The 26236-nt window shown below is 54.7% G+C and carries 26 protein-coding genes and 1 tRNA gene; 8 read left to right on the top strand and 19 right to left on the bottom strand.

Going from position 1 to position 26236, the window contains the following annotated elements; all coding sequences use genetic code 11:
- Positions 1 to 20 precede the first annotated feature (20 nt).
- Positions 21 to 1934 (top strand): glycerophosphodiester phosphodiesterase family protein, encoded by a 1914-nt coding sequence (locus R0J87_RS15985; protein ID WP_498887388.1) that lies wholly within the window; start codon positions 21 to 23, stop codon positions 1932 to 1934.
- Positions 1935 to 1945: 11 nt separating this feature from the next.
- Here R0J87_RS15985 and ggt read toward each other — a convergent pair whose 3' ends face one another.
- Both ggt and ppsA read right to left on the bottom strand, forming a co-directional pair.
- Positions 1946 to 3733, bottom strand: coding sequence for a gamma-glutamyltransferase (ggt, locus tag R0J87_RS15980; protein ID WP_498887386.1), 1788 nt, complete (start codon positions 3731 to 3733; stop codon positions 1946 to 1948).
- A gap of 160 nt (positions 3734 to 3893) precedes the next feature.
- A complete protein-coding gene (ppsA, locus tag R0J87_RS15975; RefSeq protein ID WP_404345592.1) occupies positions 3894 to 6278 on the bottom strand; it encodes a phosphoenolpyruvate synthase in 2385 nt (794 codons plus the stop codon).
- A 232-nt stretch (positions 6279 to 6510) separates the two neighbouring features.
- On the opposite strand from ppsA, the gene ppsR reads away from it, so the two are divergent.
- Positions 6511 to 7344: a posphoenolpyruvate synthetase regulatory kinase/phosphorylase PpsR gene (gene ppsR / locus R0J87_RS15970; protein ID WP_404345591.1), complete on the top strand. Its 834-nt coding sequence runs from the start codon at positions 6511 to 6513 to the stop codon at positions 7342 to 7344.
- Positions 7345 to 7357: 13 nt separating this feature from the next.
- Here ppsR and R0J87_RS15965 read toward each other — a convergent pair whose 3' ends face one another.
- From R0J87_RS15965 to R0J87_RS15950, 4 genes are all read right to left on the bottom strand, one after another.
- A complete protein-coding gene (locus R0J87_RS15965) occupies positions 7358 to 7936 on the bottom strand; it encodes a hypoxanthine-guanine phosphoribosyltransferase (RefSeq protein WP_188640366.1) in 579 nt (192 codons plus the stop codon).
- Between the two features lie 45 nt (positions 7937 to 7981).
- Positions 7982 to 8992: a beta-N-acetylhexosaminidase gene (gene nagZ, locus R0J87_RS15960; RefSeq protein WP_404345590.1), complete on the bottom strand. Its 1011-nt coding sequence runs from the start codon at positions 8990 to 8992 to the stop codon at positions 7982 to 7984.
- Positions 8993 to 9076: 84 nt separating this feature from the next.
- Positions 9077 to 9592, bottom strand: coding sequence for a L,D-transpeptidase family protein (locus R0J87_RS15955; RefSeq protein ID WP_404345589.1), 516 nt, complete (start codon positions 9590 to 9592; stop codon positions 9077 to 9079).
- Positions 9570 to 10247 (bottom strand): TetR/AcrR family transcriptional regulator, encoded by a 678-nt coding sequence (locus tag R0J87_RS15950; RefSeq protein WP_404345588.1) that lies wholly within the window; start codon positions 10245 to 10247, stop codon positions 9570 to 9572. The genes R0J87_RS15955 and R0J87_RS15950 overlap by 23 nt, the downstream gene beginning before the upstream one ends.
- A 227-nt stretch (positions 10248 to 10474) precedes the next feature.
- On the opposite strand from R0J87_RS15950, the gene lexA reads away from it, so the two are divergent.
- A complete protein-coding gene (gene lexA / locus R0J87_RS15945) occupies positions 10475 to 11158 on the top strand; it encodes a transcriptional repressor LexA (protein ID WP_404345587.1) in 684 nt (227 codons plus the stop codon).
- A gap of 15 nt (positions 11159 to 11173) precedes the next feature.
- On the opposite strand, the gene R0J87_RS15940 is transcribed toward lexA, so the two are convergent.
- Positions 11174 to 11845 (bottom strand): energy-coupling factor ABC transporter permease, encoded by a 672-nt coding sequence (locus R0J87_RS15940; RefSeq protein ID WP_404345586.1) that lies wholly within the window; start codon positions 11843 to 11845, stop codon positions 11174 to 11176.
- A gap of 18 nt (positions 11846 to 11863) precedes the next feature.
- Positions 11864 to 12718, bottom strand: a complete 855-nt coding sequence (gene purU / locus R0J87_RS15935; protein WP_404345585.1) for a formyltetrahydrofolate deformylase — start codon at positions 12716 to 12718, stop codon at positions 11864 to 11866.
- A gap of 274 nt (positions 12719 to 12992) precedes the next feature.
- On the opposite strand from purU, the gene R0J87_RS15930 reads away from it, so the two are divergent.
- Positions 12993 to 14594, top strand: a complete 1602-nt coding sequence (locus R0J87_RS15930) for a ribonuclease J (protein ID WP_498887382.1) — start codon at positions 12993 to 12995, stop codon at positions 14592 to 14594.
- A gap of 18 nt (positions 14595 to 14612) precedes the next feature.
- On the opposite strand, the gene moaE is transcribed toward R0J87_RS15930, so the two are convergent.
- The 10 genes from moaE to R0J87_RS15880 form a co-directional block, all read right to left on the bottom strand.
- Entirely contained in the window at positions 14613 to 15089 is a 477-nt protein-coding gene (gene moaE / locus R0J87_RS15925) for a molybdopterin synthase catalytic subunit MoaE (RefSeq protein ID WP_404345583.1), read from the bottom strand.
- A gap of 3 nt (positions 15090 to 15092) precedes the next feature.
- The gene (moaC, locus tag R0J87_RS15920) at positions 15093 to 15887 is read right to left on the bottom strand and encodes a cyclic pyranopterin monophosphate synthase MoaC (RefSeq protein WP_404345582.1); all 795 of its coding nucleotides are present in this window, start codon (positions 15885 to 15887) and stop codon (positions 15093 to 15095) included.
- An 18-nt stretch (positions 15888 to 15905) separates the two neighbouring features.
- Complete coding sequence (gene mobB, locus R0J87_RS15915; RefSeq protein WP_498887380.1) at positions 15906 to 16454, bottom strand: molybdopterin-guanine dinucleotide biosynthesis protein B; 549 nt, start codon at positions 16452 to 16454, stop codon at positions 15906 to 15908.
- A gap of 22 nt (positions 16455 to 16476) precedes the next feature.
- Positions 16477 to 17706 (bottom strand): uracil-xanthine permease family protein, encoded by a 1230-nt coding sequence (locus R0J87_RS15910; RefSeq protein ID WP_404345580.1) that lies wholly within the window; start codon positions 17704 to 17706, stop codon positions 16477 to 16479.
- An 88-nt stretch (positions 17707 to 17794) separates the two neighbouring features.
- Positions 17795 to 18424, bottom strand: coding sequence for a uracil phosphoribosyltransferase (gene upp / locus R0J87_RS15905; protein ID WP_404345579.1), 630 nt, complete (start codon positions 18422 to 18424; stop codon positions 17795 to 17797).
- A 97-nt stretch (positions 18425 to 18521) separates the two neighbouring features.
- Positions 18522 to 19205 (bottom strand): uracil-DNA glycosylase, encoded by a 684-nt coding sequence (gene ung / locus R0J87_RS15900; protein ID WP_498887377.1) that lies wholly within the window; start codon positions 19203 to 19205, stop codon positions 18522 to 18524.
- A 1-nt stretch (position 19206) separates the two neighbouring features.
- On the bottom strand, positions 19207 to 19686 hold the full coding sequence (gene gpt / locus R0J87_RS15895; protein WP_498887376.1) for a xanthine phosphoribosyltransferase: 480 nt from the start codon (positions 19684 to 19686) through the stop codon (positions 19207 to 19209).
- A 6-nt stretch (positions 19687 to 19692) separates the two neighbouring features.
- Positions 19693 to 20238 (bottom strand): adenine phosphoribosyltransferase, encoded by a 546-nt coding sequence (locus R0J87_RS15890; protein ID WP_044628303.1) that lies wholly within the window; start codon positions 20236 to 20238, stop codon positions 19693 to 19695.
- A gap of 34 nt (positions 20239 to 20272) precedes the next feature.
- Positions 20273 to 21571, bottom strand: coding sequence for an NCS2 family permease (locus R0J87_RS15885; RefSeq protein ID WP_404466132.1), 1299 nt, complete (start codon positions 21569 to 21571; stop codon positions 20273 to 20275).
- A 280-nt stretch (positions 21572 to 21851) separates the two neighbouring features.
- Positions 21852 to 22478, bottom strand: coding sequence for a riboflavin synthase subunit alpha (locus R0J87_RS15880; RefSeq protein ID WP_404345576.1), 627 nt, complete (start codon positions 22476 to 22478; stop codon positions 21852 to 21854).
- Positions 22479 to 22940: 462 nt separating this feature from the next.
- Between R0J87_RS15880 and R0J87_RS15875 the strand changes: the two genes are divergently transcribed.
- The 4 genes from R0J87_RS15875 to R0J87_RS15860 all read left to right on the top strand — a co-directional run bounded on the left by R0J87_RS15875 (position 22941) and on the right by R0J87_RS15860 (position 26090).
- Positions 22941 to 23984, top strand: coding sequence for a methionine ABC transporter ATP-binding protein (locus R0J87_RS15875; RefSeq protein ID WP_404345575.1), 1044 nt, complete (start codon positions 22941 to 22943; stop codon positions 23982 to 23984).
- Positions 23965 to 24618, top strand: a complete 654-nt coding sequence (locus tag R0J87_RS15870; protein ID WP_404466131.1) for a methionine ABC transporter permease — start codon at positions 23965 to 23967, stop codon at positions 24616 to 24618. Before R0J87_RS15875 ends, R0J87_RS15870 begins: the two co-directional genes overlap by 20 nt.
- A gap of 113 nt (positions 24619 to 24731) precedes the next feature.
- Complete coding sequence (locus R0J87_RS15865) at positions 24732 to 25526, top strand: MetQ/NlpA family ABC transporter substrate-binding protein (RefSeq protein WP_399845249.1); 795 nt, start codon at positions 24732 to 24734, stop codon at positions 25524 to 25526.
- Between the two features lie 93 nt (positions 25527 to 25619).
- Positions 25620 to 26090, top strand: a complete 471-nt coding sequence (locus tag R0J87_RS15860; protein ID WP_490174875.1) for a free L-methionine (R)-S-oxide reductase MsrC — start codon at positions 25620 to 25622, stop codon at positions 26088 to 26090.
- A gap of 69 nt (positions 26091 to 26159) precedes the next feature.
- Here the strand turns inward: R0J87_RS15860 and R0J87_RS15855 are convergent.
- Positions 26160 to 26236: transfer RNA gene (locus R0J87_RS15855), tRNA-Val, on the bottom strand.

The following is a 26236-nucleotide window of genomic DNA, read 5'->3' as shown; positions in this document are numbered from 1 at the left end:
TGGCAGATAGTGCCACCCTGATGCTTCACTTTGACACTTTCGTGACCATGCAGCCGCTCACTCAATTAGGCGATGCCCTTCTCCGCACCCTTCGCGATCATCTTCGTCCGCTTATTGCTTATCACCTGCTGTTTACCTTACTCGCCTCGGCGCTGTTGGTACCCGCCGTTGCTTGGCTGTCGCAACGCTTTCTGGCGCAGCTAAACCGAACTGTAGTAACGACAGACGCGCTAGTAGCCCTTCTCTTTAGCCCACTAGGGCTACTGGTCATGCTGATGGGCTTGGGGTTTACGTTTTTACTTATTTACTGGCAACAAGCCGGCATGCTGCAAGTGGCCGCCCGCCCCAAAGACAACCACTACCGGCTGGCACTTGAAGCACTCTGGTTAAGCACACGACGACTCCCTGCGCTGGCGGTGCTGGTCATCCTTCAGGTGGGGGCTCATCTCTTACTGCTTGCCCCCTTCATGATGGCTCTTGCTTGGCTTTACGATTTACTACTCAGCGGTATCGACCCCTATTACCTCCAGCGTATTCGCCCGCCGGTGCTGTGGTACTTTTTGGCCTGCGCCATCCCACTGGTGATGGTATGGATGGCCCTAGCAGCGTGGCTCTATCTGCGTTGGCTGCTGGCACTTCCGCTGGTGGCGCTTGAATCCTGTTCGCCTTACCAGGCGCTCAAACAAAGCGTGCACTTCACTCGCGGCTGGCACCGCTCTATCGGGGTGGCCGTGCTCACCGTGCTGCTGATCATTATTAGCTTACCCATTGCCACTACGTGGGTGTTTGATACCGTGGTGACCCCCTTACTGTGGTGGCTGCCCGAACACAATGCCGTGTTAATTCCGGCCATGCTGGCTTATTTAACCGGCTATGTCCTCGTTACGCTCACCATCACTTTTCTTGGTATTGCGACCAACGCTCTGCTGTCCGCATGCCTTTATTTACAGTTGGCTCACCATGAGCCACGCCCTGCCCCTCGTGCCCAAGATGCCCATCCAGGACGCATGGCATGGGCAATTGAGCTTAGCGTGCTGCTGCTGGCCGGCCTGCAGGCTTGGTGGATACTCAATAGCTTTGAGATTCGCGATAACGTCACCATCATTGCCCATCGCGGTAGTTCAATGGTGGCTCCTGAAAACACCCTGGCCGCCGTCTCTCAGGCATTAGACGATGGTGCCGATGCGGTGGAGCTGGATGTGCGCTTGAGCGCAGATAATCAGGTCATGCTCTACCACGACCGAACCCTGGCTCGCCTGACGGGTGACACGCGCGAGTTTGGCGACCTCACCCGTGCCGAGCTTAGTGAGTTTGATGTAGGCAGCTGGTTTGGAGATGCTTTCCAGGGAGAGCGAATAGCGGGATTGAATGAAGCCTTGGCGATGGTTCGTGGCCGTGCATCGCTGATGATTGACATGAAAGCCCTACCGGGCCAAGAGCAAGCACTGGCACAAGCCGTTATTGACGCGCTGGGGCAGGAGAGTGACATTCGCTACCGCTGCTGGGCCACACAGCAAGACGCACTCAAAGCGGTCACTGCCTGCGGCTTCCCCCACGCGATAATGGATATGCGCATGGCAACCATGTCGCCTCGCTTGGTTCAATACATTAAACAGCAGGCACCTGAGCTACGCGTCACGCTGCTGGCACAGCTCATTCTCCCTGGCACCCTTGACCGCCGTCAGTTTGATGCCCTTGGCCTGCGCCATAATCGCATCAGTGCACAGGAAGTGGCGCTGGCAGCCCTGTTCGGTTACGAGATTCATGCCTGGACAGTGAATGACCGAGCACGTATGTCAGCGCTTATTGATCTCGGCGTAGATGCCATCATTACTGACTATCCAGACCGTTTGCATACGCTAACAGAAGACCGCCGCGCATTGAGCGACGGCGGTCTGATGCTGGTAAAGCTACGTAACTGGTTACGTCAGTAATGAGGCGCAGTTCAGTCTCCCATAACAACGCCTTCTCGACGCGGGTCGGCACCGCCAAACAGTGTGCCGTCTTCTAGAAGACGAATCGCTTGCAGGCCGCTGGTCAGCTCGCGCTCGCTAACGTTATGGCCCCGCTCGCGCAATGACTCGATTGTCGACTCAGGAAAACGTCCTTCCTCCAGATAGACATCGCCACCCAGCGTGATGGCATGAGGCAGGCTCAACGCTTCCTGAGCGTTTAATCCCCAATCACGCATCGCTGCTAATGTCCGCGCCGTATAATGGATAATGGCTGCACCGCCGGGAGAGCCAAGACTCGCCACTAGCGCACCAGTCTCCTGATCAAAGACCAGCGTTGGGCTCATGCTAGAGCGGGGGCGCTTGCCTGGCTCTACGCGATTGGCCACCGGCTGCCCATCAATTTCAGGCGTAAAGGAAAAATCCGTCAGCTCATTATTCAACAAATAGCCACCGGGCAAATCAGTGCCGCCATCCGCCAAGATACGTGACCCAAACGCCTGCTCAATCGTCGTCGTCATGGCAATCGCATTGCCGACCGCATCGACAATACTGATATGACTTGTGCCGTACTCGGGCTGTTCAGGCTGGCTGGCAAAACTCACCGCTAGCTCGCCCGGGTTACCGGGCTCCGCGCTCTCGCCCATGCTCTTTTCACCGATGAGTTCGCTGCGTTTACCCAAATAATCAGGGGCCAGCATCAGCGACCAGTCACCGCCGGGGGCATCAACAAAATCAGGGTCAGCGATGTAGCGACCCCGATCAGCAAAGGCAAGCCGCGAAGCTTCTAAGAACTGATGCAGCCAGCCACTGCTGGATACACCATTCTCCAGCGGTGCTTCAAGCAGCGGTTGCTGGTCGAGCATGCCGAGAATCTGCATCACCGTTAAATGACCAGAGGATGGCGGCGGAAACCCGCAGACTTCCCACTGCTGCCAGGGCGTGCACAAAGGCTCGCGCTCCAAGGACTGATAGCCTGCGACATCATCAAGCGACATCTCACCAGGACGTTCGGGGTGTGACTGCACTTGCTCAACCAGATCTTCAGCCACCGCGCCTTCATAAAACGCAGCGCTGCCTTCTTCAGCAATACGACGAAAAATAGCGGCTAACGCAGGGTTTTTGAGCGTCTCGCCCACCTCAATTGGCTCGCCGTCGGCAGAGTAGTAGAAATCACCCGCCAAGTCGTTTTGCCGCAGGGCATCGTCGCTGGCTAGGCTTGTATGCAGCCGCTGGCTAACCGCAAAGCCCTCTTCCGCCAGTGTAATCGCGGGGGTAAAGAGCGCTTGCCAAGCCAGTTGACCATGCTCAGCATGGGCCTGCTCCAACATACGCAGTGTACCGGGCACACCCACCGACAGACCGCTTGCGACTGCTTCCATAAAAGGCAGTGGCTCACCATCTTGCATAAACAGTTCGCTCGTTACGGCAGCAGGCGCCGTTTCACGGCCGTCATAGGCCTGCACATCCGCGCCATCAAAGTGCATTAAGAAGGCACCACCGCCAATACCGCTGGACTGAGGCTCCACCAGCGTTAATACCATTTGTACGGCAACCGCCGCATCAATGGCATTTCCCCCGGCTTTAAGCACTTGATAACCCGCATCGGTCGCCAGCGGATTGGCCGCAGCCACGGCAAAAGAGTCTGCCGCCCATCCGGGCTTCTCCTCAAACCCTGACCCTACTTCAGGTGTGATGGCGGGTGTTTCGTAACTAAACCCCCAACTCACCACAGGCACCAGCAGTAAGCCAGTGAGTGAGAGTGCCCTTTTTGGCAGCATAACCTTTCTCCTTAAACCGTTTCTCAGGCGTGAATCACCAAGGCGTCACCGCCATTTAAGCGCTCAAGCAATAGCGTAGCCTATAAAACGACTGCGCCCGACACAATGGTCGGGCGCAAATTTGCAAGCAGGCTAATGGTTATCACACCAGCTTCAGGCGTTAGGCAATCGTTTCACCTGCCAGCATAAACCACGTTTCCAGCACCGCATCAGGGTTCAACGAAACAGAATCAATGCCCTGCTCCATTAACCATTTGGCAAGATCTGGGTGGTCTGATGGGCCCTGTCCACAAATGCCCACATACTTACCTTTCTCTTTGCACGCCTTAATGGCCATCGCCAGCAGTTTTTTGACGGCGGGGTTCCGCTCGTCAAATAAGTGCGCGACGATGCCGGAGTCCCGATCCAAACCCAGGGTTAGCTGAGTCAAATCGTTGGAGCCAATCGAGAAACCATCGAAATACTCAAGGAACTCATCGGCCAACAGCGCATTGGCGGGCAACTCGCACATCATGATGACTTTCAAGCCATCAGGGTTTTCATCCCCACCGCGCTTCAAACCGTTGGCGGCAAGCAACTCCACCACTTCGCGTGCCTCGTCGGTAGTGCGTACAAAAGGCACCATAATCTCGACGTTCGTAAAGCCCATCTCATCACGCACGCGTTTCAGTGCACGACATTCCAGTTCAAAACAGGGGCGGAAAGCCTCTGAAATATAGCGAGACGCGCCACGGAACCCAAGCATAGGGTTCTCTTCACCCGGCTCATACAGCTTGCCGCCAATCAGGTTTTCGTACTCGTTAGATTTAAAATCCGATAGACGCACAATGACGCGCTGAGGAGAGAAGGCCGCCGCCAGCGTGGAGATCCCCTCGACTAACTTATCCACGTAGAAATTGACCGGATCGGAGTAGCCTGCAGTGCGCAAATCAATAACCTGCTGAAGCTCAGCGGGCAGCGTATCGTACTCAAGCAGCGCTTTTGGATGCACGCCGATCATGCGGTTAATAATAAACTCAAGGCGCGCTAGGCCCACGCCTGCATGCGGAAGGCTTGCGAAACCAAATGCACGGTCCGGGTTACCCACGTTCATCATGATTTTAAAGGGTATGTCTGGCATCGCATCGACGCTAGAAACATTGCAATCAAACGCCAGCAAGCCTTCGTACACGTGCCCGGTGTCCCCTTCGGCACACGAGACGGTCACATCGATGCCTTCTTTCAGTTGCGTCGTCGCATCACCACAGCCAACCACGGCGGGAATGCCCAGCTCGCGAGCGATAATCGCCGCGTGGCAGGTACGCCCGCCACGGTTAGTCACGATGGCTGAGGCGCGCTTCATGATGGGTTCCCAATCTGGGTCCGTCATATCGGTAACCAGAATGTCGCCTTCTTGAATCTTATCCATTTCGTCAGGGCTGAGAACGATTTTGACCGCCCCGCGACCGATACGTTGACCAATGGCGCGGCCTGTTATCAGCGTGCGGCCCTTCTCACGCAGTTGGAAGCGCTCAAGCTTACCGCCCTCCTGCTGAGATACGACGGTTTCAGGACGCGCCTGAACGATGTATAGCTTGCCGTCATCACCATCCAAGGCCCACTCAATATCCATCGGACGCTGATAGTGCTGCTCGATAGTGACGGCTTGGCGAGCAAGCTCCATCACCTGCTCATCGTTAATACAGAAGCGGCCGCGATCCTTGAAGGGCACATCAACGGTTTCAACGGATTTACCAGCGCTGGCATCTTGGCCATACACCATTTTGATCAGTTTAGAGCCCAGTGTCCGGCGCAGTACGGCCGGGCGGTCTGCCGCAAGCGTAGGTTTATGAACGTAGAACTCATCTGGGTTAACCGCACCTTGAACAACGGTCTCCCCAAGCCCCCACGACGCCGTGACAAAAACGGCATCTCGGTAGCCAGATTCGGTATCCAGGGTAAACATCACGCCGGATGCGCCGGTTTCAGAACGCACCATCTTCTGCACACCCGCTGACAGCGCAACGTTTTCGTGGGCGTAACCACGGTGTACACGGTAAGAAATAGCGCGGTCATTGAACAAAGAGGCAAACACTTCATGTACCGCGTGCTTGATATTGGCGAAACCTTCAATGTTCAAGAACGTTTCCTGCTGCCCAGCGAAAGAGGCATCGGGAAGGTCTTCTGCCGTCGCCGAGCTGCGCACGGCCACTTTGAGGCTGGGATGCTGGGCCTGAAGCTGCTCATAGGCATCGCCCAGCGCGGCTTCAAAAGCGGGTGGCAGCGGCGTGTCGATGATCCACTGACGAATCATTTTGCCTGCATCGGCTAACGCCTTAACATCATCCACGTCCAGCCTAGCTAACGTGTCGTTAATGCGGTCGTTAAGGCCTTCGTGAGAGAGAAATTCGCGGTACGCATGGGCGGTGGTCGCGAAACCGCCTGGCACCGTGACGCCAACGCCAGATAAATTAGAAATCATTTCGCCAAGCGAGGCGTTTTTACCACCCACGCGTTCGACGTCTGCCATACCTAGCTGATCGAACCACAGAATGTACTCTTCCACGCAACCCCCTCGCTTTCAGACGTTTTGCAACCCATTAGGGCGACACTGTTAGACGCTGTCACCCTAGCACTGCGCATCTCTATTCGCCATTGGTCTAACAGCGAAGGGAGTGGAGGATTTTTACAACAACGCCCTGATATAAGCGATTTATGTAGTGACGGCTGAGCGTTGTGCTGGATGCCGACGCAGCCCACAATAGGCACATCATGCACACTCATTGGCAGATCAATTTATGAAACGCACAGCCTTTTTTATTTCCGATGGCACCGGCATTACTGCCGAAAGCCTGGGCCGCAGCCTGTTGGCGCAGTTCAGCGATGTAGAAATAAACATGCTGACCAAGCCCTATATCGATACGGTGGAAAAAGCCCAAGCGCTGGCTGAAATCATAGAATCAACCGCGATCCGCGACGGCTATCGCCCAATCATTATCGATACCATCGTGGATCAAAATATTCGTAACGTTATCCGTCAGGCATCGGGCTTTAAAGTCGATATTTTCTCGACGTTTCTAGAGCCGCTTGAGCAAGAGCTGGAAACACACTCTTCCTATAGTGTTGGCCGCACCCACTCGATCGGTAGCGATGACGTGTACATGGACCGCATTCATTCGGTTCACTTTGCACTGGATAATGATGATGGGGCGCGCACCCACCAGTACGATAAAGCCGATATTATTTTGGTGGGCGTTTCTCGTTGTGGTAAGACACCCACATCGCTGTATCTGGCGCTACAATTCGGCATCCGCGCCGCCAACTATCCGTTGACCGAAGACGATCTTGACGAAGATGGCCATTTAAAACTTCCCAAAGCACTGGCGCCCCACCGGCAGAAACTGTTTGGCCTCACTATCGATGCACGCAGGCTCTCGGCCATCCGTAATGAACGTCGCCCGAACAGTCGTTACAGCTCGATGGATCAATGCTTACAAGAGGTGGAGCAGGCGGAGTCGCTGTACCGGCAGATGCATATTCCGTTTATTGATACGACACGCTTTTCCGTGGAAGAAATATCAACCCGTATGATTGCAGAAACGGGCTTAGCGAGGCGTTTCTCTCCTCGCTAAGCCATTCTTTCGCTTACATGCCCTTGGGAGCAAAAATCCCAGGGGCGTTACGCCAATAGCCTTTGTAATCCATACCAAAGCCAAAGACGTAGCGGTCGGCCACTTCCAAACTGCAGTAGTCAGCCTTCAGGCCCGGCACCGCTTTGCGGTCGTGCTGTTTGTCGACCAGCACAGCAGTGGTCACGCTGGCCGCCTGCGCCTCTTTGCAGTATTCCAAAATGGCCGCCAGAGTGGCACCTTCATCTAAGATATCGTCAACAATCACGACGTGGCGCCCCGCCATGGGCACTTCAGGCGAGACGCGCCAGAAAAGCTCGCCGCCACGCAGCTCGTTCCGGTAACGGGTAGCGTGCAGGTAATCCACTTCCAGCGGGAAGCCAAGACGCGTTAGCAGGTGCCCGGTAGTAATAAGCCCACCGTTCATGACGCAGTAAAATACCGGCAGTTTGTCGCCCAAGTCTCGCGTGATCTCTTCCGCCATGCGATCCAACGCCCGTTCCACCTGTTCTTGCGAGATCAGGCAGTCGGCGTTATCCATTAACTCACGCATGGAATCCAGCGATTCAAGCGTTTCTTTATCCAGCTTGGACATGCAACTTCTCCAAAAAAAGAGATCTAATAAGATAACGGTATAAAATTAACTAGACAACGCTTCGAGCTTAGCGTGGGTGCGCCGCCAGCGACCCAGCGCTGCTAATGCATCAAGCTCTGGCCGTGCGCGCCCATAGCGCAGCTTGGCCGGACGCTTATTCAGTACGCCTTGGCATGCTTCAACCACCTCAAGGGCAGCAGCGCGGTCATTGCAGATCAGCAGCATATCGCAGCCAGCGGCGAGCGCTGCTTTAGCACGCTCAGCCGGGCCGCCTGCCTCATGGGCACCGGCCATGCTTAAATCATCTGAAAAAATACACCCTTTGAAACCCAACGATTCGCGCAACATGCCTAGCCAGTTGGGTGAAAAGCCCGCAGGGCGCGTATCAAACGCTGAATAGATCACGTGCGCAGGCATAACACCGTTCAACACACTGGCTAGCTCGCGAAACGGCACTAAGTCACGCGCTTTTAGCTCAGCCAGCGGGCGCTCATCCACCGGCAGCGCCACGTGGGAATCCGCCGCAACGCCACCATGACCAGGAAAGTGCTTACCCACTGCCGCCATGCCAGCATCGTGTAAGCCATCAATAAAGGCGTGACCCAACTGAGCGACATGCGCAGGATTGCTGCTGAAGCTGCGCTCACCAATCACGCTGGAGATTCCGCTTTCAACATCCAGCACCGGCGCAAAGCTAATGTCCAAACCGCAGGCAGCCATTTCCATACCCAGCAGCCACCCCGTGTCTTTGGCTAGGGTGAGACCTGCCACCGGGTCGTTGGCGAACAAATCACCAATACGCGCCATGGCAGGTATCTTGGTGACACCTTGTTTAATCCGCTGGACTCGCCCGCCCTCTTGGTCAATGCCCAACAGCAGGTCGCCACGCACACGCCGAATACTGCTGCAGAGTTGGCGCACTTGGTAGGCATCTTCTACGTTGCGGGCGAACAAAATAACGCCACCCACCGCAGGGTCTTTGAGCAATCGCTTTTCAGCGCTAGATAATTGCGGCCCTTCTAGGTCAAGCATGACCGGGCCAATGGGTTGCGTCATGGTGGTGAGTCCGACAAAAAGGGCGCCATTCTAGACTAACCGCTTAGCGTGTCAAAATTCTGGCAGGACGCCCGATAAATGGTCTTAGTGCAGCCAGACCGGCGTACCAGGCTGGGCATGATCAAACAAATAGTGCAAATCGTCATTACGCAAACGAATGCAGCCGTGTGAGGCCGCCACGCCCATAGGCTGATCGGGAGGCGTTCCGTGTAGATAAATATAGCGCCGCTGTGAGTCGACATCGCCACCACGATTCACGCCGCACTCTAGCCCGCAGAGCCACAGAATACGTGTCAAAATCCAATCGCGTTTAGGGAAGCGGCTAGCTAACTCGGGCGAAAACACCTCTTCTGTCCATCGGCGGCCGCGAAACACCGCATTATCTGGCAAGCCTTTGCCGATAGCGGCACGCACATAGTGCCAGCCTAACGGTGTCTGGCCACTGCCCTCCTGCTGTCCTACCCCTGCAAGCCCAGTGGACACATCACACTCATAGCGCACCTCTCTCCCCTGCCAGCAGCGCAGCCGCTGCTGCTGGGTGTCGATTTCAATCCACTCTGAATGGGTAGGCGGTAATTCAGCTAGCCTGGGCGTTTCCATGGTGTCCCTCTTCAACAGCAGCCGGTAACGGGGCGCTCATCGCCGCCACCACCACTGGGCGCAGTCGCCTAATAAGGTCGCGCACCGTTACCTGCTCTTGGTAATCCTTGGCAGCGATATCGCGGAGAGCATCCAGTCCTGATAGCGTAAATATCACCGTGCCTAACATAAAGTGTAGCCGCCAAAAACGCTCAGCGTCCGGCAGCTCTGGCGTGGCTTTACGTACAAGCTCGGTGAACCGGGTAAATACGTCACCATACTGCTGCTGAATGTAACGACGCAGATGCCCCTGCGCTTGGCTGTACGCCAACCCCAATAAGCGCATAAATACTTTCAGGCTATTGCGCTCTGCAGGCACCGCCAGCACGGTAGTCGCCATTGTTTCTAACAGCACTTCCAGTGGAATAGGCGTGCCCTGGTAGCGCGCTTCTAACTCATCTAAAGCGGTATGAAAGCGTGCAGAGAAAGGATCCAGGTAGCGGGCAAAGACGGCTTGAATCAGCGCTTTTTTGGAACCAAAGTGATAGTTCACTGCGGCTAAATTGACCCGCGCTTTGCTGGTGATATTGCGCAGCGACGTTTCGGCAAAGCCTCGCTCTGCAAATAGCACCTCTGCAGTATCTAAAATACGCGTTACCGTATCCGATTGGGCCATAGCGCCCTCCAAAAACAGGTGTTTAAAACATGCCTGAATACTATTCCATAACCCCTGTTGGCTCAATCTCTTATCCAACAGGCTAACAGGGTTGATCCAGACAGGAGTGGCTGTCCAAGTTGGGTGCAACTCGCCATGTACTGGATAGAGCAACATACTGTATACTTAAACACATACTGATTAAGCCGACATGTAGCTACTGTCTTTTCACTGTTTTGGAGTATGGTATGTCGCGTCCACTTACAGCTCGTCAACAGCACGTTTTTGATTTTATTGTGAAGACCATGGGTGAACTAGGCTACCCGCCCACCCGCGCTGAAATTGCCAAAGCGTTGGGGTTCCGTTCGCCTAACGCAGCAGAAGAGCATCTGCGTGCGCTAGAGCGCAAAGGCGCTATCCGGATTATCCGTAATACGTCACGCGGCATCCGCCTGCCAAATCAGGAGCCACAAGAGCTGACTGAAACGCCGGCAACAGCGCAAGCGCCAGCGACCACTACGGAAGCCCTGCCCAACGGATTACCTGTTATTGGTGAAGTGGCCGCTGGCAGCCCCATTTTGGCAGCTGAGCACATTGATCGTTACTGCCCGCTGCCTGCGGAGTACTTCACGCCTAAAGCCGACTACCTATTACGCGTTCGCGGCCTCTCAATGAAAGACGTGGGTATACTGGAAGGCGACCTTCTGGCCGTGCATCGCACCGACCGGGTACGCGACGGTCAAATCGTAGTCGCACGCTTGGAAGACGAAGTTACTGTCAAGCGTTTTAAACGCCAGGGGCATCAAGTGACCTTGCTTGCTGAAAACGCTGATTTCGCCCCCATTGAAATCGATTTGCGCACTCAGCAGCTCGATATTGAAGGAGTAGGCGTGGGCGTAATTCGAGGCGGGAACGGGCAGGCACTTGGCTAACGGCCCACCCAAACGCTATTGCATATCGATATAGCGATGATCATTAAAGGTGGCCACCCAACCTGGGTGGTACACCAAGAGAATACTCAGCAGCATGCCGGTAATAAACGCTTCTGACGGCATCAACAGTGGCAAAAAACGGGCATACTCTTGGGCAAGATAGACCGCTTCAGGGTCAGTGCCCGCCAGCATAATTAACGCCACCGCTGCAAGCCCTCCACCAAGCGTTGCCAACGCCGCGCCGAAAAACCCGCAGGCAAAGAGAAACACCATCAGGTTATCGGGCAAACGACGGTCAACAATGCGCCATACCACACCCGTGATGAGTGCAGGCACAATGCCGGTGACCAGCACGTTAGCCCCTAGCAACATCCACTCGTTTCTACCCACTAACACCATGGCGACATTGATCATCACATTGCTGATCAACGCCAACGGCATTTTAAAGACCAGCGTCATCAGCACGGTAAACACCAAGTGCAGTGTCAGCCAATCGACGGCTTGAGCACGCAGCTGCCACATCAGCAGAACCGCCAAGGTGGCCGCCATCCAACGATGCTGTAACGCTGTATCGTCAAGCAGCGGCTGCCAGGGGCGCAGGCATAAGCACCAAACAATCACACCCAGTGAAAGTAGCCATGTAAGGACTAATGCCCACGGTGCTAACACGCTTTGTGCAAATGACATAGCGCCCCCAGTAGTGGCTTAACTAAAGACAACCGTCTTGTTACCGTGAATCAAGACACGGTCTTCCAAGTGCCAACGTAACCCACGAGCCAATACGGCTTTCTCCACATCCCGGCCAAAACGCACTAAATCGGTAGGCGTATGGCAGTGGCTGACACGGTGAATATCCTGCTCAATGATGGGGCCCGCATCCAGCTCTTCAGTCACGTAGTGACACGTCGCACCAATGAGCTTCACGCCACGCTCGTAGGCTTGATGATACGGTTTGGCACCGGCAAAGGAAGGCAAGAAGCTGTGATGAATATTAATCACACGCCCGGCGTAACGCTCGCATAGCGAGGGTGGCAAAATTTGCATATAGCGCGCCAGCACAACGCAATCTGCGCGGGCATTATCGATCTGCTCTTGCACCTGCTCGAAGGCTTTCTGCTTATTGGCAGGGTCCACCGGCACATGGTGGTAAGGAATGCCGTACCACTCAGTCAAAGAGCGCATGTCATCGTGATTAGAGATCACCCCAACAATATCGCAATCCAACTCACCCGCCTGCCAACGGTAGAGTAAATCGACTAGGCAGTGAGACTCACGGGACACCATCAGCACCACGCGGCGGCGCTTTTGGGTATCGACTAACGACCACTGCATATCAAACTCAGCTGCCACCGGCTCAAACGATGTACGCAGTGCTTCCGCCGACATGCCCAGCGAATCCGCCAGAATTTCGTAACGCATAAAAAAGCGGCCAGTCTCTAGATCAGAGTGCTGGCTGGCTTCCGTAATGGAGCCACCTTGCTGAGCAATAAAGCTTGAGACACGCGCCACGATGCCCACTTGGTCTGGGCAGGAAACAACTAAACGGTAATAATGAGACATAACAGACACTCTTAACGTATTTAACGGCACGCTCGCCAAGCACCTGCCACCCGGCAGGTAACCTACATTAGCGGCCGTAGTGTAACGTAAGCAGGTTGAGGAAGCACCGTGGTCAGGTGCCGCGATGATTGTTACCCGCCCCCCGCATCCCGTATAGTTAAGGGATTACTTTTTAGGCTTTTCATAACTGATGCATCCATCACGCGTTCAACTTCGTCCCCGTCGTCGCCCACCCCTGCGCCTGCTACCGCTAGGTGGATGTGGTGAAATTGGAATGAATCTTACGCTGTATGGATACGACGATCAGTGGATCGCCGTGGATTGCGGCATGATGATTCGCCAAGACTTGCCCAACTCTCCGCTCCAGGTACCAAACACGGATACCTTAGAGGCGCTGAAGATTACTCCAAAAGCGCTATTTATTACTCACGGTCATGAAGATCACATTGGCGCCGTCGCGTGGCTGTGGCCGAAATGGGGCTGCCCTATTTTTGCCACCCCTCTGGCAGCAGGACTATTACGTTACAAATTTGCCGAACATCAGCTCAGTAGCGCCGCCATCGAAGTCATTGAACCGGGCGATGCGGTGGAAAACGGCCCGTTCACGCTGCGCTTTTTAAATGTGCCCCACTCCATTCCGGAAAGCTGCTCCATTATGATGCAGGCAGGCGAATATCGCGTGCTGCACACCGGCGACTGGAAACTCGACCCCACCCCTCTGATAGGCCCACCTATCAATGCCGCCCACTTCAGGGCATTGGCACCCGTCGATCTGCTCGTGGGTGACTCCACCAATGCCCCGATGCCGGGGCAGTCTGGCAGTGAGGGAGATGTCGCCAAGGCACTTGCCAAGACGCTAAAGGCGTGTACAGGCCGCGTGGTGGTGTCTTGCTTTGCCAGCAACCTGGCTCGCGTACTGGCGATTGGCTTAGCGGCACAAGCATGTGGCCGCCGAGTAAGCCTGATGGGGCGCTCAATGGAGCGCATGGTAAGCGTTGCCAGGGGGTTGGGTTACCTGGATGACTTTCCGCCACTGGTGCCCTCCCATGATTTGGGTTACTTACCCCCCGAAGAGGTCGTGATCATTGCCACCGGTAGCCAGGGCGAGCCACGGGCTGCGCTGCAACGTCTAGCCCAGCGGCGACACCCCTTCATGGACTTAGAGCCCGGCGATAGCGTGATTTTTTCGGCCAAAGCTATTCCAGGCAATGAGCGCCCCATCGAACAGCTTAAAAAACGTTTATTGCAATTAGGTGTCACGCTATTCGATGAAATGAACCATCCGGAGCTACACGCCACGGGCCACCCTGCCCAAGAAGAACTTAAAAAGCTCTACCAGTGGGTCAGGCCCAAAAAACTGCTGCCAGTACATGGCGAAGCGCGTCATCAGGAGGCGCATCAAGCACTGGCTGAAGAGATGGGCATTAGCGCTCCTTTAGCGCCCGTCAACGGTGACATGCTGGTCTTAGACCATGAGGGGCTACGTTGCGAGGCACGCTATCCGCAACCACCCTGCATCGTCAATCAAAATAGTGTGGTGCCCCATCCAGGCTTAGAGAGTAACCATCCTACTGCTCGACGTGGCAGCCTGTTCCTGGCGCTGCCAGTGGCCGCCACAGAAACCGGTTGGTGCCGTATTGGCCGACTCATGCTTGACGCCAATGGCGCAAGCCCGATGGATGAAGATAGCTTCAGCGAATGGCTAGATGAGCAGTTAGACGAGATTGAAGCCGACACCCTGGCTGATTTGCGCCATGCGCTACAGCCAAGGTTAGTGCACTGGCTAGCCAGCCACTTACAGCATATGCCAGAAGTGCATCTACAGATCATGGCAGCCGAGATGCCAAGTATAGAAGAGCTAAACGACGAGCCTTAACTGTACCCACCTCATGACTTACCAGCGGTCCGCATCTTGCTGGTCGGTATGACGCTCTTTGACCCAGTAAGCCCCTTGCTTGGAGTGCTCTTTTTTCCAAAACGGTGCCTGGGTCTTCAAATAATCCATGATGAAGTCACACGCCTCAAACGCATTACGGCGGTGAGCGCTGGCCACAAGCACCCTGACGATAGGATCACCGGGGGCCAAGTCCCCCACCCGATGAATAACGCGCACAGCCTGTAGCGACCAGCGCTGCCAGGCCTGCTCTGCAATACCCGTTAACGTGCGCTCAGTCATCCCAGGGTAGTGTTCAAGCGTTAAACCTGTCACATCCGGCGTCTCGTTAAAGTCACGCACTAACCCCGTAAACGTCACTATGGCACCAATATCAGTGCGCTGACCCAGCGCACTCTCATAGCCGTAGTCCATCGAAAACGGAGCGGACTGCACCTCTACGGCAATGTCTGGCAATGTTGGTTCGTTAACAGACACGGCTTACCCCCCGGTCACCGGTGGAAAAAAGGCCACTTCATCATCATCGGTGATGCGAGCGCTATCATTCGCCATCACCTGGTTAATCGCACACAGAGTACGCTGGTCAGACAACACCGAAAAACGCGGGTCCTGAGCACTCAGCGCGGCTTTCAACCCAGCCACATCGCGGCTAAGCAGTTTATCTAAGTCGATCGTCAAATCGCTTTCGCCTACTCGCTCACGCAACTCAGCTAAAAATTTGACCCGCACACAAGGGGAAGAGCAACGCTCCCCAAGACTCACTTCGCCAGCCGCGCCCTCACCAGTCACAATGGGTGCTGTCGTCTCCCGACGGTAATCACCGCGCTGACCGCCCTGCTTGCTATCCAACTGAATAGCCTCAATGCGCATCTCTTTATCGACGGCTTTACACATATCATAAAGCGTCAGGCAAGCCACCGAGACTGCGGTAAGCGCTTCCATCTCGACGCCCGTTCGACCGCTCAAACGACACATGGCCGATACATCGACCCAGCCGTTGTCGTGATCAATCGCAAACTCTACCGACACTTTGGAAAGCGCTAGCGAATGACACAAGGGAATCAGCTCATGGGTACGCTTAGCCGCTTGAATGCCTGCAATCCGCGCTGTTGCCAATACGTCGCCTTTAGGCAGTGCGCCATCGCTTAGCAGTTGCAACGTGTTGGGCTGCATGACAATTCGACCAGAGGCTACAGCTTCACGCCGAGTCTCACGCTTATCGCCAACATCAACCATATTCGCTTCGCCGTGCGCATTCAGGTGGGTTAACTGCATGGTGTCACCTTTTCTTCATCAAGCCAGGGTGCGGCGTTGTTGGTCGGCCCACTCACTTACCCAGCGAGCAATCTCTTCACAATTATTTAAATCCAAACGAGCCACAGAAGGCGCAAGCGTGACGGGCGGCTCACTCACCAGCGCCGCCGCCTGCGCCCACTGATCGCTTAAAATAGCCGGATCACCTATTCCATCGCGATAAAGCACCAGCTTAGGAATAGGCCAAGCTTTAAAGCCTTCCACAATCACTAAATCAGGGTGATGAGGCACCATTAGGCTCAACAAATGGGCCAAATCGGGCTCGGCTTGACCAGGCGTCTCCTGCATCATGGCAAAACGTTGACGTGATGCAATCAGCATAGGAGCCGCCCCGGCACGGCGCAGCTTGTAGCTGTCTTTGCCGGGCTGGTCGACATCAAACTGGTGATGAGCATGCTTAATCACCGCCACCGAGAGCCCTTTGTCACGTAGCAGCGGTAAAAGCTGCTCTAACAGCGTGGTTTTGCCGGTGCCACTCCAGGCAGCCACCCCCAATACAGGAAACGGGCAGCGTAAGGCATCACTCATAAATCACCATGTGTACCACGAGTTACTCACCCTCTTTTTCGGCTGGTAGTAACCAGTTTAACGCAATGCCGACTAACGCGGCCAAGCTAACGCCCTGAAGCGTGAACTGACCGCCGCCAAACTGCATACCGCCAATACCAAATACCAGAATAAGCGACACGACGACTAAGTTACGCGCTGCCGTGAGCGACTGACCCGCGCGCACCAACGTGTTCATCCCTACCACGGCAATAGAGCCAAATAGCAGCGTCATAATCCCACCCATAACCGGCCCAGGAATTGTTTGCAGCAGCGCCCCCAATTTGCCCACAAAGGCCAGGATGATGGCGATAACGGCAGCCACCACCATATATTTTGGATTAAAGGCTTTGGTCAGCGTGACGGCCCCGGTCACTTCCGAGTAGGTGGTATTGGGCGGCCCGCCAAACAGAGCCGCCACGGTGGTGGCAAGACCATCGCCCAGCAAGGTGCGATGCAAGCCGGGCTTTTCCAGGTAGTTTTTACGAGTGACCGAACCAATCGCCACCATGTCACCAATGTGTTCTACAGCAGGAGCAATGGCCACCGGGATCATAAACAGGATCGCCGCCCAGTGAAAACTAGGGGCGGTAAAACTTGGAATAGAGAGCCACGCCGCCTCACGTACAGGCGTGAAGTCCACTACCCCCATCACCAGCGCCAACGCATATCCCGTCGCAATACCACCAATAATCGGCACCAACCGCAGCAGCCCGCGGCCAAAAACCGCGAGCACCAAGGTCACCAACAGGCTTGCCATGGAGAGGAAAATCGCCTGCCCATAGCCAATATTGTCACTGGTTTCACCGGTGGCCATGCTCACCGCCACCGGCGCTAACGCCAAACCAATCACCATAATCACCGGCCCTACCACCACTGGCGGCAACAGGCGGTGCAGCCAGGCCGTTCCCTTCAAACGCACGGCTTGAGAAATGGCGACATAGACAAGGCCCGCCGCCATCAGGCCACCCAGCGTTGCTGAGACACCAAAGCTGGCGATGGAGCCTTGGATAGGAGCAATAAATGCAAAGGAAGAGGCTAAAAACACCGGCACCGTTTGCTTCGTGACACCATGAAACACCAGCGTGCCAAGCCCGGCGGTAAACAGCGCAACGCTGGGGTCTAGCCCGGTTAACAGCGGAACCAAAACAAGCGCACCAAACGCGACAAACAGCATTTGCGCGCCGGTCAGCAGTACTTTAGGCCAAGACTCTTGACCAGTATTGTTCGTCATCACACCACTCCTGAAGGGCTATTATTTGTAACGGAGGCAAAAAAATGCCCCCAACGCGAAGCGTAAGGGGCCTTTTAAGGCGGAGCGCTTAACGCGTTCCGAAAATCTTATCGCCGGCATCTCCCAAGCCGGGAACGATATAGCCATTTTCATCGAGTCGGTCATCCACCGACGCCGTGTAAATCTCTATATCAGGATAAGCATCTTGCACCCGTTTAATCCCTTCAGGGGCAGCAACCAATACAATCACTTTCATATGCTCGCAGCCGCGCTCACGGAGCATATCCAGCGTGGCTACCATCGAACCACCGGTGGCCAGCATTGGGTCAATCACAATCGCCATACGCTCTTCGATGTCGTTAGCGAATTTAGCGAAATAAGGCACCGGCTGAAGCGTTTCTTCATCCCGGTAAAGGCCCACCACGCTGACACGCGCGCTGGGGATCAGATCTGTTACACCTTCTAGCATGCCTAACCCGGCACGCAAGATGGGCACGATAGTGACCTTTTTACCCTTCAAACGACGGGTCGCGATAGGCTCGCCATTCCAGCCTTGAATCTCATGATCTTCAAGCTCTAGACCTTTGGTCGCTTCGTAGGTCAGAAGCTTAGCCACTTCACCTGCCAGTTCACGAAAGCTCTTAGTGCTCAGATCCGCTTCGCGCATCAGTCCCAGCTTATGTTGAACAAGCGGATGGTTAATGGCGTAGACACTCATGGGACTTCCTCACTGCAGGGGATTCAGGATGGCGACCTGGGTCGCATCAACATGCTTACAAAATTGCGCGCCATTCTACCCGCAACTGACCATTAGGTTAAGGGGTTTCCGGCAATTGCCACTCAATTGGCCCCCTACCATGCTCTTGAAGGAACTGATTGGCCTGGGAAAAGTGGTGGTTGCCAAAGAAACCGCGATGCGCGGACAGCGGCGATGGGTGCGGCGATTCCAGCACCAAATGGCGCGTGGTATCAATCAGCGCTTTTTTCTGGCGAGCATGGCTGCCCCACAGCAAAAAAACGCAGGGCTCTGCATGCTGACTCACGGTTTCAATCGCTCGGTCAGTAAAGCGCTCCCAACCTTTACCACGATGCGACGCGGCGTTCCCCTGCTCAACGGTAAGCGCTGTGTTTAGCAGCAGGACACCTTGCGTCGCCCAGGCTTCTAAAAAGCCATGGCGCACCGGGGTAAAGCCCACATCACTCACCAGCTCCTTATAGATATTGACGAGTGAAGGCGGCACCTGAATACCAGGCTGTACTGAGAAACAGAGCCCGTGAGCCTGGCGAGGCCCGTGGTAAGGGTCCTGACCCAAAATCACCACTTTCACCGATGAAAGCGGCGTTAACTCAAAGGCGCGAAACCAGTTTGAGGAGTGAGGGTAGATCACCTTTTTAGCCGCTTTCTCCTCAGCCAAAAAGGCTTTCAAGGCTGACATATAGTCAGCCTGAAACTCTTGCCCCAGCCACTGATTCCAGTCATCGGGTAGCGGGTTAGCCATATTACTTCTTCATTTGATCCGCAAGCGGCTCAACGTAGGCAATGCCCATATCCCAAGGGAACTGGATCCAGCACTGTTGGGCGACTTCGGTTAGGTATTGATCCACCAAAGGGCGACCCTCTGGCTTAGCGTATATGGTCACAAAATGTGCTTTAGGCATCATTTCACGCACGGCGCGCGCCGTCTTACCCGTATCGACGAGGTCATCCACTAGCAACCAACCATCACCGTCGTGATCCACCCCTTTCATAATATCCAGACCACCTTGATCCATATGGTCGTAGCTTTTGATACAGATCGTATCAATCAAACGGATATTAAGTTCGCGAGCAATAAGCGCTGCCGGGATCAGGCCACCACGGGTTATGGCTACGATACCTTTAAAGTCACGCTCAATTAACAGATGACACAGTTGCCGCACGTCACGGTGGATTTGATCCCAAGAGACGGTGAAGTGTTGATGATAGCGTTCGCTGCTCATGGGACGTTACTCGTCTTCGTTAAAGGAACAGACCGCGAATACACTGTAGCCAGCATCGCGAATTTTCTGAGAACCACCCAGCTCAGGTAGGTCAATAATAGTAGCGGTTTCGACTACTTGCCCACCACAGCGCTGAATCAGGTTAGCAGCTGCCAGCATCGTGCCACCGGTAGCAATCAGGTCATCCATTAGCAGGATACGGTCGCCTTCCTGAAACGCATCAGCATGCAGCTCAACTTCCGAGTGGCCATACTCTAGCGTGTAGGTTTCGCTGATAGTTTTAAATGGCAGCTTACCTTTTTTACGCACAGGCACGAAGCTACAACCCAGCTCATACGCCAGCGGTGCACCGATAATAAAGCCACGGGCGTCAATGGCCGCGATGGCATCCAAGTTCATTTCCTGGTAGCGGTGCACAAAGCTATCAATCAGCTTGCGAAAAGCAGCGCTGTTCTGCAGCAAAGGAGTGATGTCACGAAAATTCACCCCCTGCTCTGGCCAGTCAGGAACCGTGCGAATAACGGACTTAATGTAATCGCCGTAGATGCTCATCGCGTCTCTCATTGATTAGTCAAAGGTCGGGTGATTAACCCAGGAATAAGAATTTCGCTGCAAATAGCAGCGCCAGTACCACGACTGCCGGATTCAGGTCTTCAAAGCGACCCGACAGCGTTTTAATCGCCACGTAGCTGATAAAGCCCAGCGCAATACCTTCAGCAATAGAGAAGGTCAACGGCATTGCCAAAGCAGCAATCAGCACCGGAGCAGCGTCAGTGGGGTCTTCCCAGTTCGCATGCGCCAGGCTTCCCGCCATCAGCACCGCCACATACAGAAGGGCACCGGCCGTTGCGTAGGCTGGGATAGAACCTGCCAGCGGCGCGAAAAACAGGCTGATTAAAAACAGCACGCCCACGACCACCGCCGTAAGGCCTGTACGCCCACCGGAAGCGATACCGGCTGTCGATTCGATATAGCTCGTCGTTGTAGAGGTACCCAGCGCGGCACCGGCCATTGAGGCGGTACTATCGGCCATCATGGCACGGCCAATGCGCGGCAGCTTGCCATCTTCATCTAACAGCTTGCCACGATGCGCTACCCCTACCAGGGTTCCAGAGGTATCGAACAGGTCGACAAACAGGAACGCAAAGATAACGCTAAGCATGGCAACATCAAGGGCGCCCATTAAATCCATTGCCATGAACGTGGGGGCAATGGAAGGCGGCATAGACATGATGCCACCGTACTGGTTGTGTCCCAGCACCATGGCCAGCACGGTGATACCGACAATACCGATCATAACGGCACCGGTAACACGCAGATAAGCCAGTGCGGTAATCACAAAGAAGCCCAGCAGCGCGTAGAGCGGCGCAGGCTCTGATAAGTCGCCCAGGGCAACGAAGGTCGCCGGGTTTGCCACGACAATACCGGCGTTTTTCAGTGCAATCATGGCCAGGAAAAGACCAATACCCGCCGCAATGCCCAACCGTAAAGAGAGCGGAATCGAATTGATAATCCACTCACGGATTTTGAAAATACTCAGCAGGAAGAAGGTCAAACCGGAGAAGAAGACGGCCCCTAACGCCGCTTCCCAGGTGTACCCCATGCCCAATACAACGCCGTAGGTGAAAAAGGCGTTCAAGCCCATACCCGGCGCCTGCGCGATCGGATAATTGGCCCATAGCCCCATCACAAAGCAACCAATCGCCGCCGCCAGACATGTAGCAACAAACACGGCACCATAGTCCATCCCCGCTTCCGAGAGAATGCTCGGGTTGACGAAAATGATGTAAGCCATGGTAAGAAACGTCGTGACCCCTGCGATCACTTCGGTTTTTACGTTGGTCTTCTGCTCTGTGAGCTTGAAGTAGTCGTCCAGAAATTTCATGTAGTTTTTATCCTTCGCGCTTACGCCGAATGCGTCCCTTGGTGCGAGAAAAGCCGCACATACTACCGAAAGGCACTGCGGGATGCGAGTGCCTCTGGTGCAGCTGGTTATAGCGAGGGCTGCCCCCCACCGAGTGTCCCACTTGCCGTTTTGGCTTGCTGTTTTGGTGACTGGCTAAATGACATTGCTTGTAACGGAGTCAATAGCGGCCACCTACTACCCTTAGCAAACTTTAGGCCATGAGCTAACCGATCGGTCAACAAAAAGCCAAAATATGCCCCTACAGACGACTCGCCAACACCCTTTCCACCGTTTCAACAATCACTTGGGTCTGGGGGTCGATTTCAATATTGACGTCATCCTCCACCAAACGACTGCCCAGCACCGTACGTGACAGCGTTTCAGGAATGAGATTAACACTGAACTCAACGCCAGCCCCATCAGCAGATGGGCGTACATCTCCCACGGTCAGGCTGATACCGTCAACGCCAATATAGCCTTTTTCAAACACAAATTTAGCCACTCTCTCTGGTAAGGCAAACCAGATTCGACGGTTGTTAGGCGCATCTTCAATGGCGACCACTTTCGCCATACAAATGATATGGCCTGACATGGAGTGTCCACCAATCTCATCACCAAAACGAGCGGCGCGCTCTATATTGACGCAATGCCCAGGTGATATTGCACCAAGATTGGTCAGTCGCAGCGTCTCACGCATCAAGTCAAAACTGACACGCTCGCCCTCTATAGCCGTTACCGTCAGGCAAACACCGTTATGCGCCACCGAAGCACCAATCTCCAATCCGCCCCGCATACTCTCAGGCAGAGCGACCACATGAGTACGGAATTCCTCCAGCTCATGCACTTCAACCACTTCAGCGATACCTTGCACAATACCCGTGAACATTCGCCGTTCCTTTATGTCTAAGGTTAATGGGATGGCATAGACCATAAAAAACTCGCGCAAGCTTACTACTAATGACCCAACCTTGTGCAGCCAGTGACCCGCCGTTCATCTATTGCTCATGGTTTTTTGCTGCCATCAGGCAGTCAAATCGCACCTAAACAGTAATAAAACCCAATGACCGCCACATAAAAAGATAATAAGCCTGTTTATTAACTTAAAAACATGAAATAGACCGGTTTTAATTGACAACCCATCAGCCACTCTTTAGACTTTCGCCGCAAATGTAATGACGCCGATTTGTACCCAGATTGCGGGCGTCCACCTGGCCTTAGGCGGGGTGAAGTGCAGCTAAAAGGGTGTGTCCAGCGTTGATGGCCACCCGCAAGGGTGGCCTTTTTTTGTTCCCCGCCCTACGCTTGCCCCCTCGCACTCCGTCTCCGGCCTACCATTAAGGCAGACGCTATGATTGAACTTAGCAACGTTAGTAAAACCTATGGCAGCGGCGAAAACGCCGTGCATGCTCTTCAAGATGTTAATTTAACGATTCCCAAAGGCACGATACACGGCGTGATTGGCCTGTCCGGTGCGGGCAAGTCAACGCTGATTCGCTGCGTTAACTTACTTGAACGCCCCTCGAGCGGCAGCGTGCTGGTGGATGGCCAAGAAATGACGGCGTTAAACCGTCGCGAGCTTAACCATGCCCGCCACCGTATTGGCATGATTTTCCAGCATTTTAATCTGCTCACCACGCGTACCGTGTTTGATAATATCGCCCTTCCCCTAGAGCTAATGGGCGAAAAGCGCAGCGATATCCAAAACCGCGTATTGCCGCTGTTAGATATGGTGGGCCTAGCGGATAAAGCCAACCAATATCCGGCACAGCTCTCCGGCGGGCAAAAACAGCGCGTCGCTATTGCTCGTGCGCTTGCCAGCAAGCCCAATGTCCTGCTTTGCGACGAGGCCACCTCTGCCCTCGACCCGCAAACCACTAGCTCCATTCTTGAGCTACTCAGAGACATCAACCACCAGCTCGGCATCACCATTTTGCTGATTACTCACGAGATGGAAGTCGTGAAGTCCATTTGCCACCGGGTGAGCCTGATCTCTGACGGTAAACTGGTCGAAGACGCCGAGGTCGGCGATTTCTTCACCGCGCCCAACACCCAGCTGGGCCGCGACTTTTTGAATGACTTTTTACAGCTGAGCCCGCCTAAAGAGCTGCTGGAGCGTTTGCAAGCAACCGCCAACGACCAGACTCATCCGGTGGTGCGTCTCACGTTCTCAGGCGATGCCGTATCCACACCGCTCATTTCTCGTTTAGCGCGTGAGTGCAGTGTCGATGTCAGTATCTTACAGGCCAAGGTTGAGTCTATTCAGGACCGTACGCTGGGCCTGATGATCGCCGAACTACTGGGTAGCCATGAACAGACCCAGCAAGCCATGTCCTATTTAGAAGCGCATCAATTACAGGTGGAGGTACTCGGCCATGTCCAGCGCAATGTTTGATCTTATTTTACAGGCCACGCTGGATACCCTTTATATGGTGGCGGTATCGGGCGTGATCGCCACCCTGCTCGGCTTGCCGCTGGGTGTGATGCTTTACGTCACTCGACCACGGCAGATTTTGGCCATGCCCGCCCTGCACCAGGCGCTGGGCATCATTACCAATATTGGTCGCTCGATTCCTTTTATCATTTTGATGGTAGCCATCATCCCCTTCACGCGGATGCTGGTGGGCACTTCTATTGGCATTAACGCAGCGTCAGTTCCACTGACAATTGCCGCCATTCCCTTTGTGGCTCGTCTTATCGAAGGGGCGCTGAATGAAATTTCACCAGGTCTGATTGAGTCAGCTCAATCCATGGGGGCGACGCCTTGGCAAATCATTACGAAAGTCCTCATTCCTGAAGCTCGCGGCGGCATTATCACCGGCTTAACCATTACCGTGGTCACACTTGTCAGCTACTCAGCGATGGCGGGCGCCGTCGGCGGCGGCGGCCTGGGCGACTTAGGTATTCGCTACGGCTATAACCGCTTCAACCCCACTATTATGCTGATTACGGTGGTGATCTTGGTGGTGCTGGTGCAGGGTTTTCAAAGCCTTGGCGACTATTTAGTACGCAAAAGCGACCGTAAATAGCCACAGCCACTGCCTTTCATCGGCATAGCCAAATATAACGAAAACGCATTAGACTTGTATTTCTTATTACCGCATCATTGCACTATGATTCACAACGACACTGGAGTAACGCCATGCAAAAAGTCATTATCGGCAGCCTGACCGCCCTTGCGCTCGCCATTAACGTTGCCAACGCAGAAACCCGCACAATTAAGATGGGCACCGTGGCTGGTCCTGAAACCGAAGTCATGGAAGTCGCTGCTCGCATCGCCAAAGAAGAGTACGACCTAAACGTTGAAATCATCGAGTTCACGGACTACGTGACGCCGAACGCCGCGCTGGCCGATGGCAGCCTGGATGCCAACGCTTACCAGCACGAACCCTACATGCAGGCGATGGTCAATGACCGCGGCTACGATTTTGCTATTGCCGGTTACACCTTCGTGTACCCCATCGGCGCTTACTCTGAAAAGTACGACAGCATCGATGAGCTACCGGACGGCGCGCAAATCGCGCTGCCCAACGACCCGTCTAACGAAGGTCGTGCGCTGATTCTGATGCACAACGAAGGCCTGATCACCCTGAACGATCCAACCTTCCTGGAAGCGACGCCGATTGATATCGCCGAAAACCCGCGTGACTTCCGCTTCCGTGAAATCGAAGCCGCCCAGCTTCCCCGCGTGCTTCCCGACGTGGACATGGCCTTCATCAACAACACGTTTGCTCAGCCGGCTGGCTTAAGCCTTGACGACGCGCTGATCAAAGAAGGCCCGGAATCTCCCTACGTGAACCTGATAGCCGTGCGCGGTGGCGATGAAGAGCGCGAAGAGATTCGCCAACTGGTAGACGCCTACCAGCGTGACGAAGTCATTGAAAAAGCCGAAGAGCTGTTCAAAGGCGCAGCGGTACCGGGCTGGATTGAAGAGTAATCTTCCCCACCGCTCGTTCAAGCACGATCTTAAGCTAGTACTATCAGGCCAGCCGAGAGGCTGGCCTGATGCGTTTTCACCAAAGGAGAGGGTATGTCGACCACCGATTACACGCTGTTAAACCGCCAGTTAGAGGCTCTGCTGGATACCCGCGACTGGCTAACCAATAGCGCTCAAACCTGCGCGTTTATTCAGCAGGAGCTCAGCGAGCTGAACTGGGTCGGCTTTTATCTTCAGCGCGAAGCACAGGTGCTCTGCCTGGGCCCTTTCCAGGGCAAGCCTGCCTGCCACCCCATCCCGTTTAGCAAAGGGGTGTGTGGCGCAGCAGCACGCGAGCAAGCCACCCAAAGGGTCGACGATGTGCACGCCGTCGCAGACCACATCGCCTGCGATGCAAACTCGAACTCTGAACTGGTGGTTCCCATCGTGACCGATGGTTTTGTCTGGGGCGTGCTGGATATCGACAGCCCGCAACATGCGCGCTTTAGTCAAGAAGACCAAGCCGGCATCGAGGCGCTTGTTGCTACGTTCATGCGCCAGACAGACCTGCCCCACTTTCTTTGATTCAAGGCAGGGCAAGCCAGGCGCGCACGCACAAAAAAGCCTCGCTCATTGAGCGAGGCTTTTGAAATTTGGTAGGACCAGGCGGATTTGAACCGCCGACCTCCACGATGTCAACGTGGCGCTCTAACCAACTGAGCTATGGTCCT

The sequence above is a fragment of the Halomonas sp. SIMBA_159 genome (genome assembly GCF_046536035.1).
GTDB lineage: Bacteria > Pseudomonadota > Gammaproteobacteria > Pseudomonadales > Halomonadaceae > Vreelandella > Vreelandella venusta_A.
The sequence above is the reverse complement of the archived record's forward strand: the minus strand, read 5'-3'. Positions and strand labels throughout refer to the sequence as shown.

Coding starts and splice junctions, on each gene's coding strand:
- R0J87_RS15985 (WP_498887388.1), top strand. CDS start 21: ATGCTTCACTTTGACACTTTCGTGACCATGCAGCCGCTCACTCAATTA.
- ggt (WP_498887386.1), bottom strand. CDS start 3,733: ATGCTGCCAAAAAGGGCACTCTCACTCACTGGCTTACTGCTGGTGCCT.
- ppsR (WP_404345591.1), top strand. CDS start 6,511: ATGAAACGCACAGCCTTTTTTATTTCCGATGGCACCGGCATTACTGCC.
- R0J87_RS15965 (WP_188640366.1), bottom strand. CDS start 7,936: ATGTCCAAGCTGGATAAAGAAACGCTTGAATCGCTGGATTCCATGCGT.
- nagZ (WP_404345590.1), bottom strand. CDS start 8,992: ATGACGCAACCCATTGGCCCGGTCATGCTTGACCTAGAAGGGCCGCAA.
- R0J87_RS15955 (WP_404345589.1), bottom strand. CDS start 9,592: ATGGAAACGCCCAGGCTAGCTGAATTACCGCCTACCCATTCAGAGTGG.
- R0J87_RS15950 (WP_404345588.1), bottom strand. CDS start 10,247: ATGGCCCAATCGGATACGGTAACGCGTATTTTAGATACTGCAGAGGTG.
- lexA (WP_404345587.1), top strand. CDS start 10,475: ATGTCGCGTCCACTTACAGCTCGTCAACAGCACGTTTTTGATTTTATT.
- R0J87_RS15940 (WP_404345586.1), bottom strand. CDS start 11,845: ATGTCATTTGCACAAAGCGTGTTAGCACCGTGGGCATTAGTCCTTACA.
- purU (WP_404345585.1), bottom strand. CDS start 12,718: ATGTCTCATTATTACCGTTTAGTTGTTTCCTGCCCAGACCAAGTGGGC.
- R0J87_RS15930 (WP_498887382.1), top strand. CDS start 12,993: ATGAATCTTACGCTGTATGGATACGACGATCAGTGGATCGCCGTGGAT.
- moaC (WP_404345582.1), bottom strand. CDS start 15,887: ATGCAGTTAACCCACCTGAATGCGCACGGCGAAGCGAATATGGTTGAT.
- mobB (WP_498887380.1), bottom strand. CDS start 16,454: ATGAGTGATGCCTTACGCTGCCCGTTTCCTGTATTGGGGGTGGCTGCC.
- R0J87_RS15910 (WP_404345580.1), bottom strand. CDS start 17,706: ATGACGAACAATACTGGTCAAGAGTCTTGGCCTAAAGTACTGCTGACC.
- upp (WP_404345579.1), bottom strand. CDS start 18,424: ATGAGTGTCTACGCCATTAACCATCCGCTTGTTCAACATAAGCTGGGA.
- ung (WP_498887377.1), bottom strand. CDS start 19,205: ATGGCTAACCCGCTACCCGATGACTGGAATCAGTGGCTGGGGCAAGAG.
- gpt (WP_498887376.1), bottom strand. CDS start 19,686: ATGAGCAGCGAACGCTATCATCAACACTTCACCGTCTCTTGGGATCAA.
- R0J87_RS15890 (WP_044628303.1), bottom strand. CDS start 20,238: ATGAGCATCTACGGCGATTACATTAAGTCCGTTATTCGCACGGTTCCT.
- R0J87_RS15885 (WP_404466132.1), bottom strand. CDS start 21,571: ATGAAATTTCTGGACGACTACTTCAAGCTCACAGAGCAGAAGACCAAC.
- R0J87_RS15880 (WP_404345576.1), bottom strand. CDS start 22,478: ATGTTCACGGGTATTGTGCAAGGTATCGCTGAAGTGGTTGAAGTGCAT.
- R0J87_RS15875 (WP_404345575.1), top strand. CDS start 22,941: ATGATTGAACTTAGCAACGTTAGTAAAACCTATGGCAGCGGCGAAAAC.
- R0J87_RS15870 (WP_404466131.1), top strand. CDS start 23,965: ATGTCCAGCGCAATGTTTGATCTTATTTTACAGGCCACGCTGGATACC.
- R0J87_RS15865 (WP_399845249.1), top strand. CDS start 24,732: ATGCAAAAAGTCATTATCGGCAGCCTGACCGCCCTTGCGCTCGCCATT.
- R0J87_RS15860 (WP_490174875.1), top strand. CDS start 25,620: ATGTCGACCACCGATTACACGCTGTTAAACCGCCAGTTAGAGGCTCTG.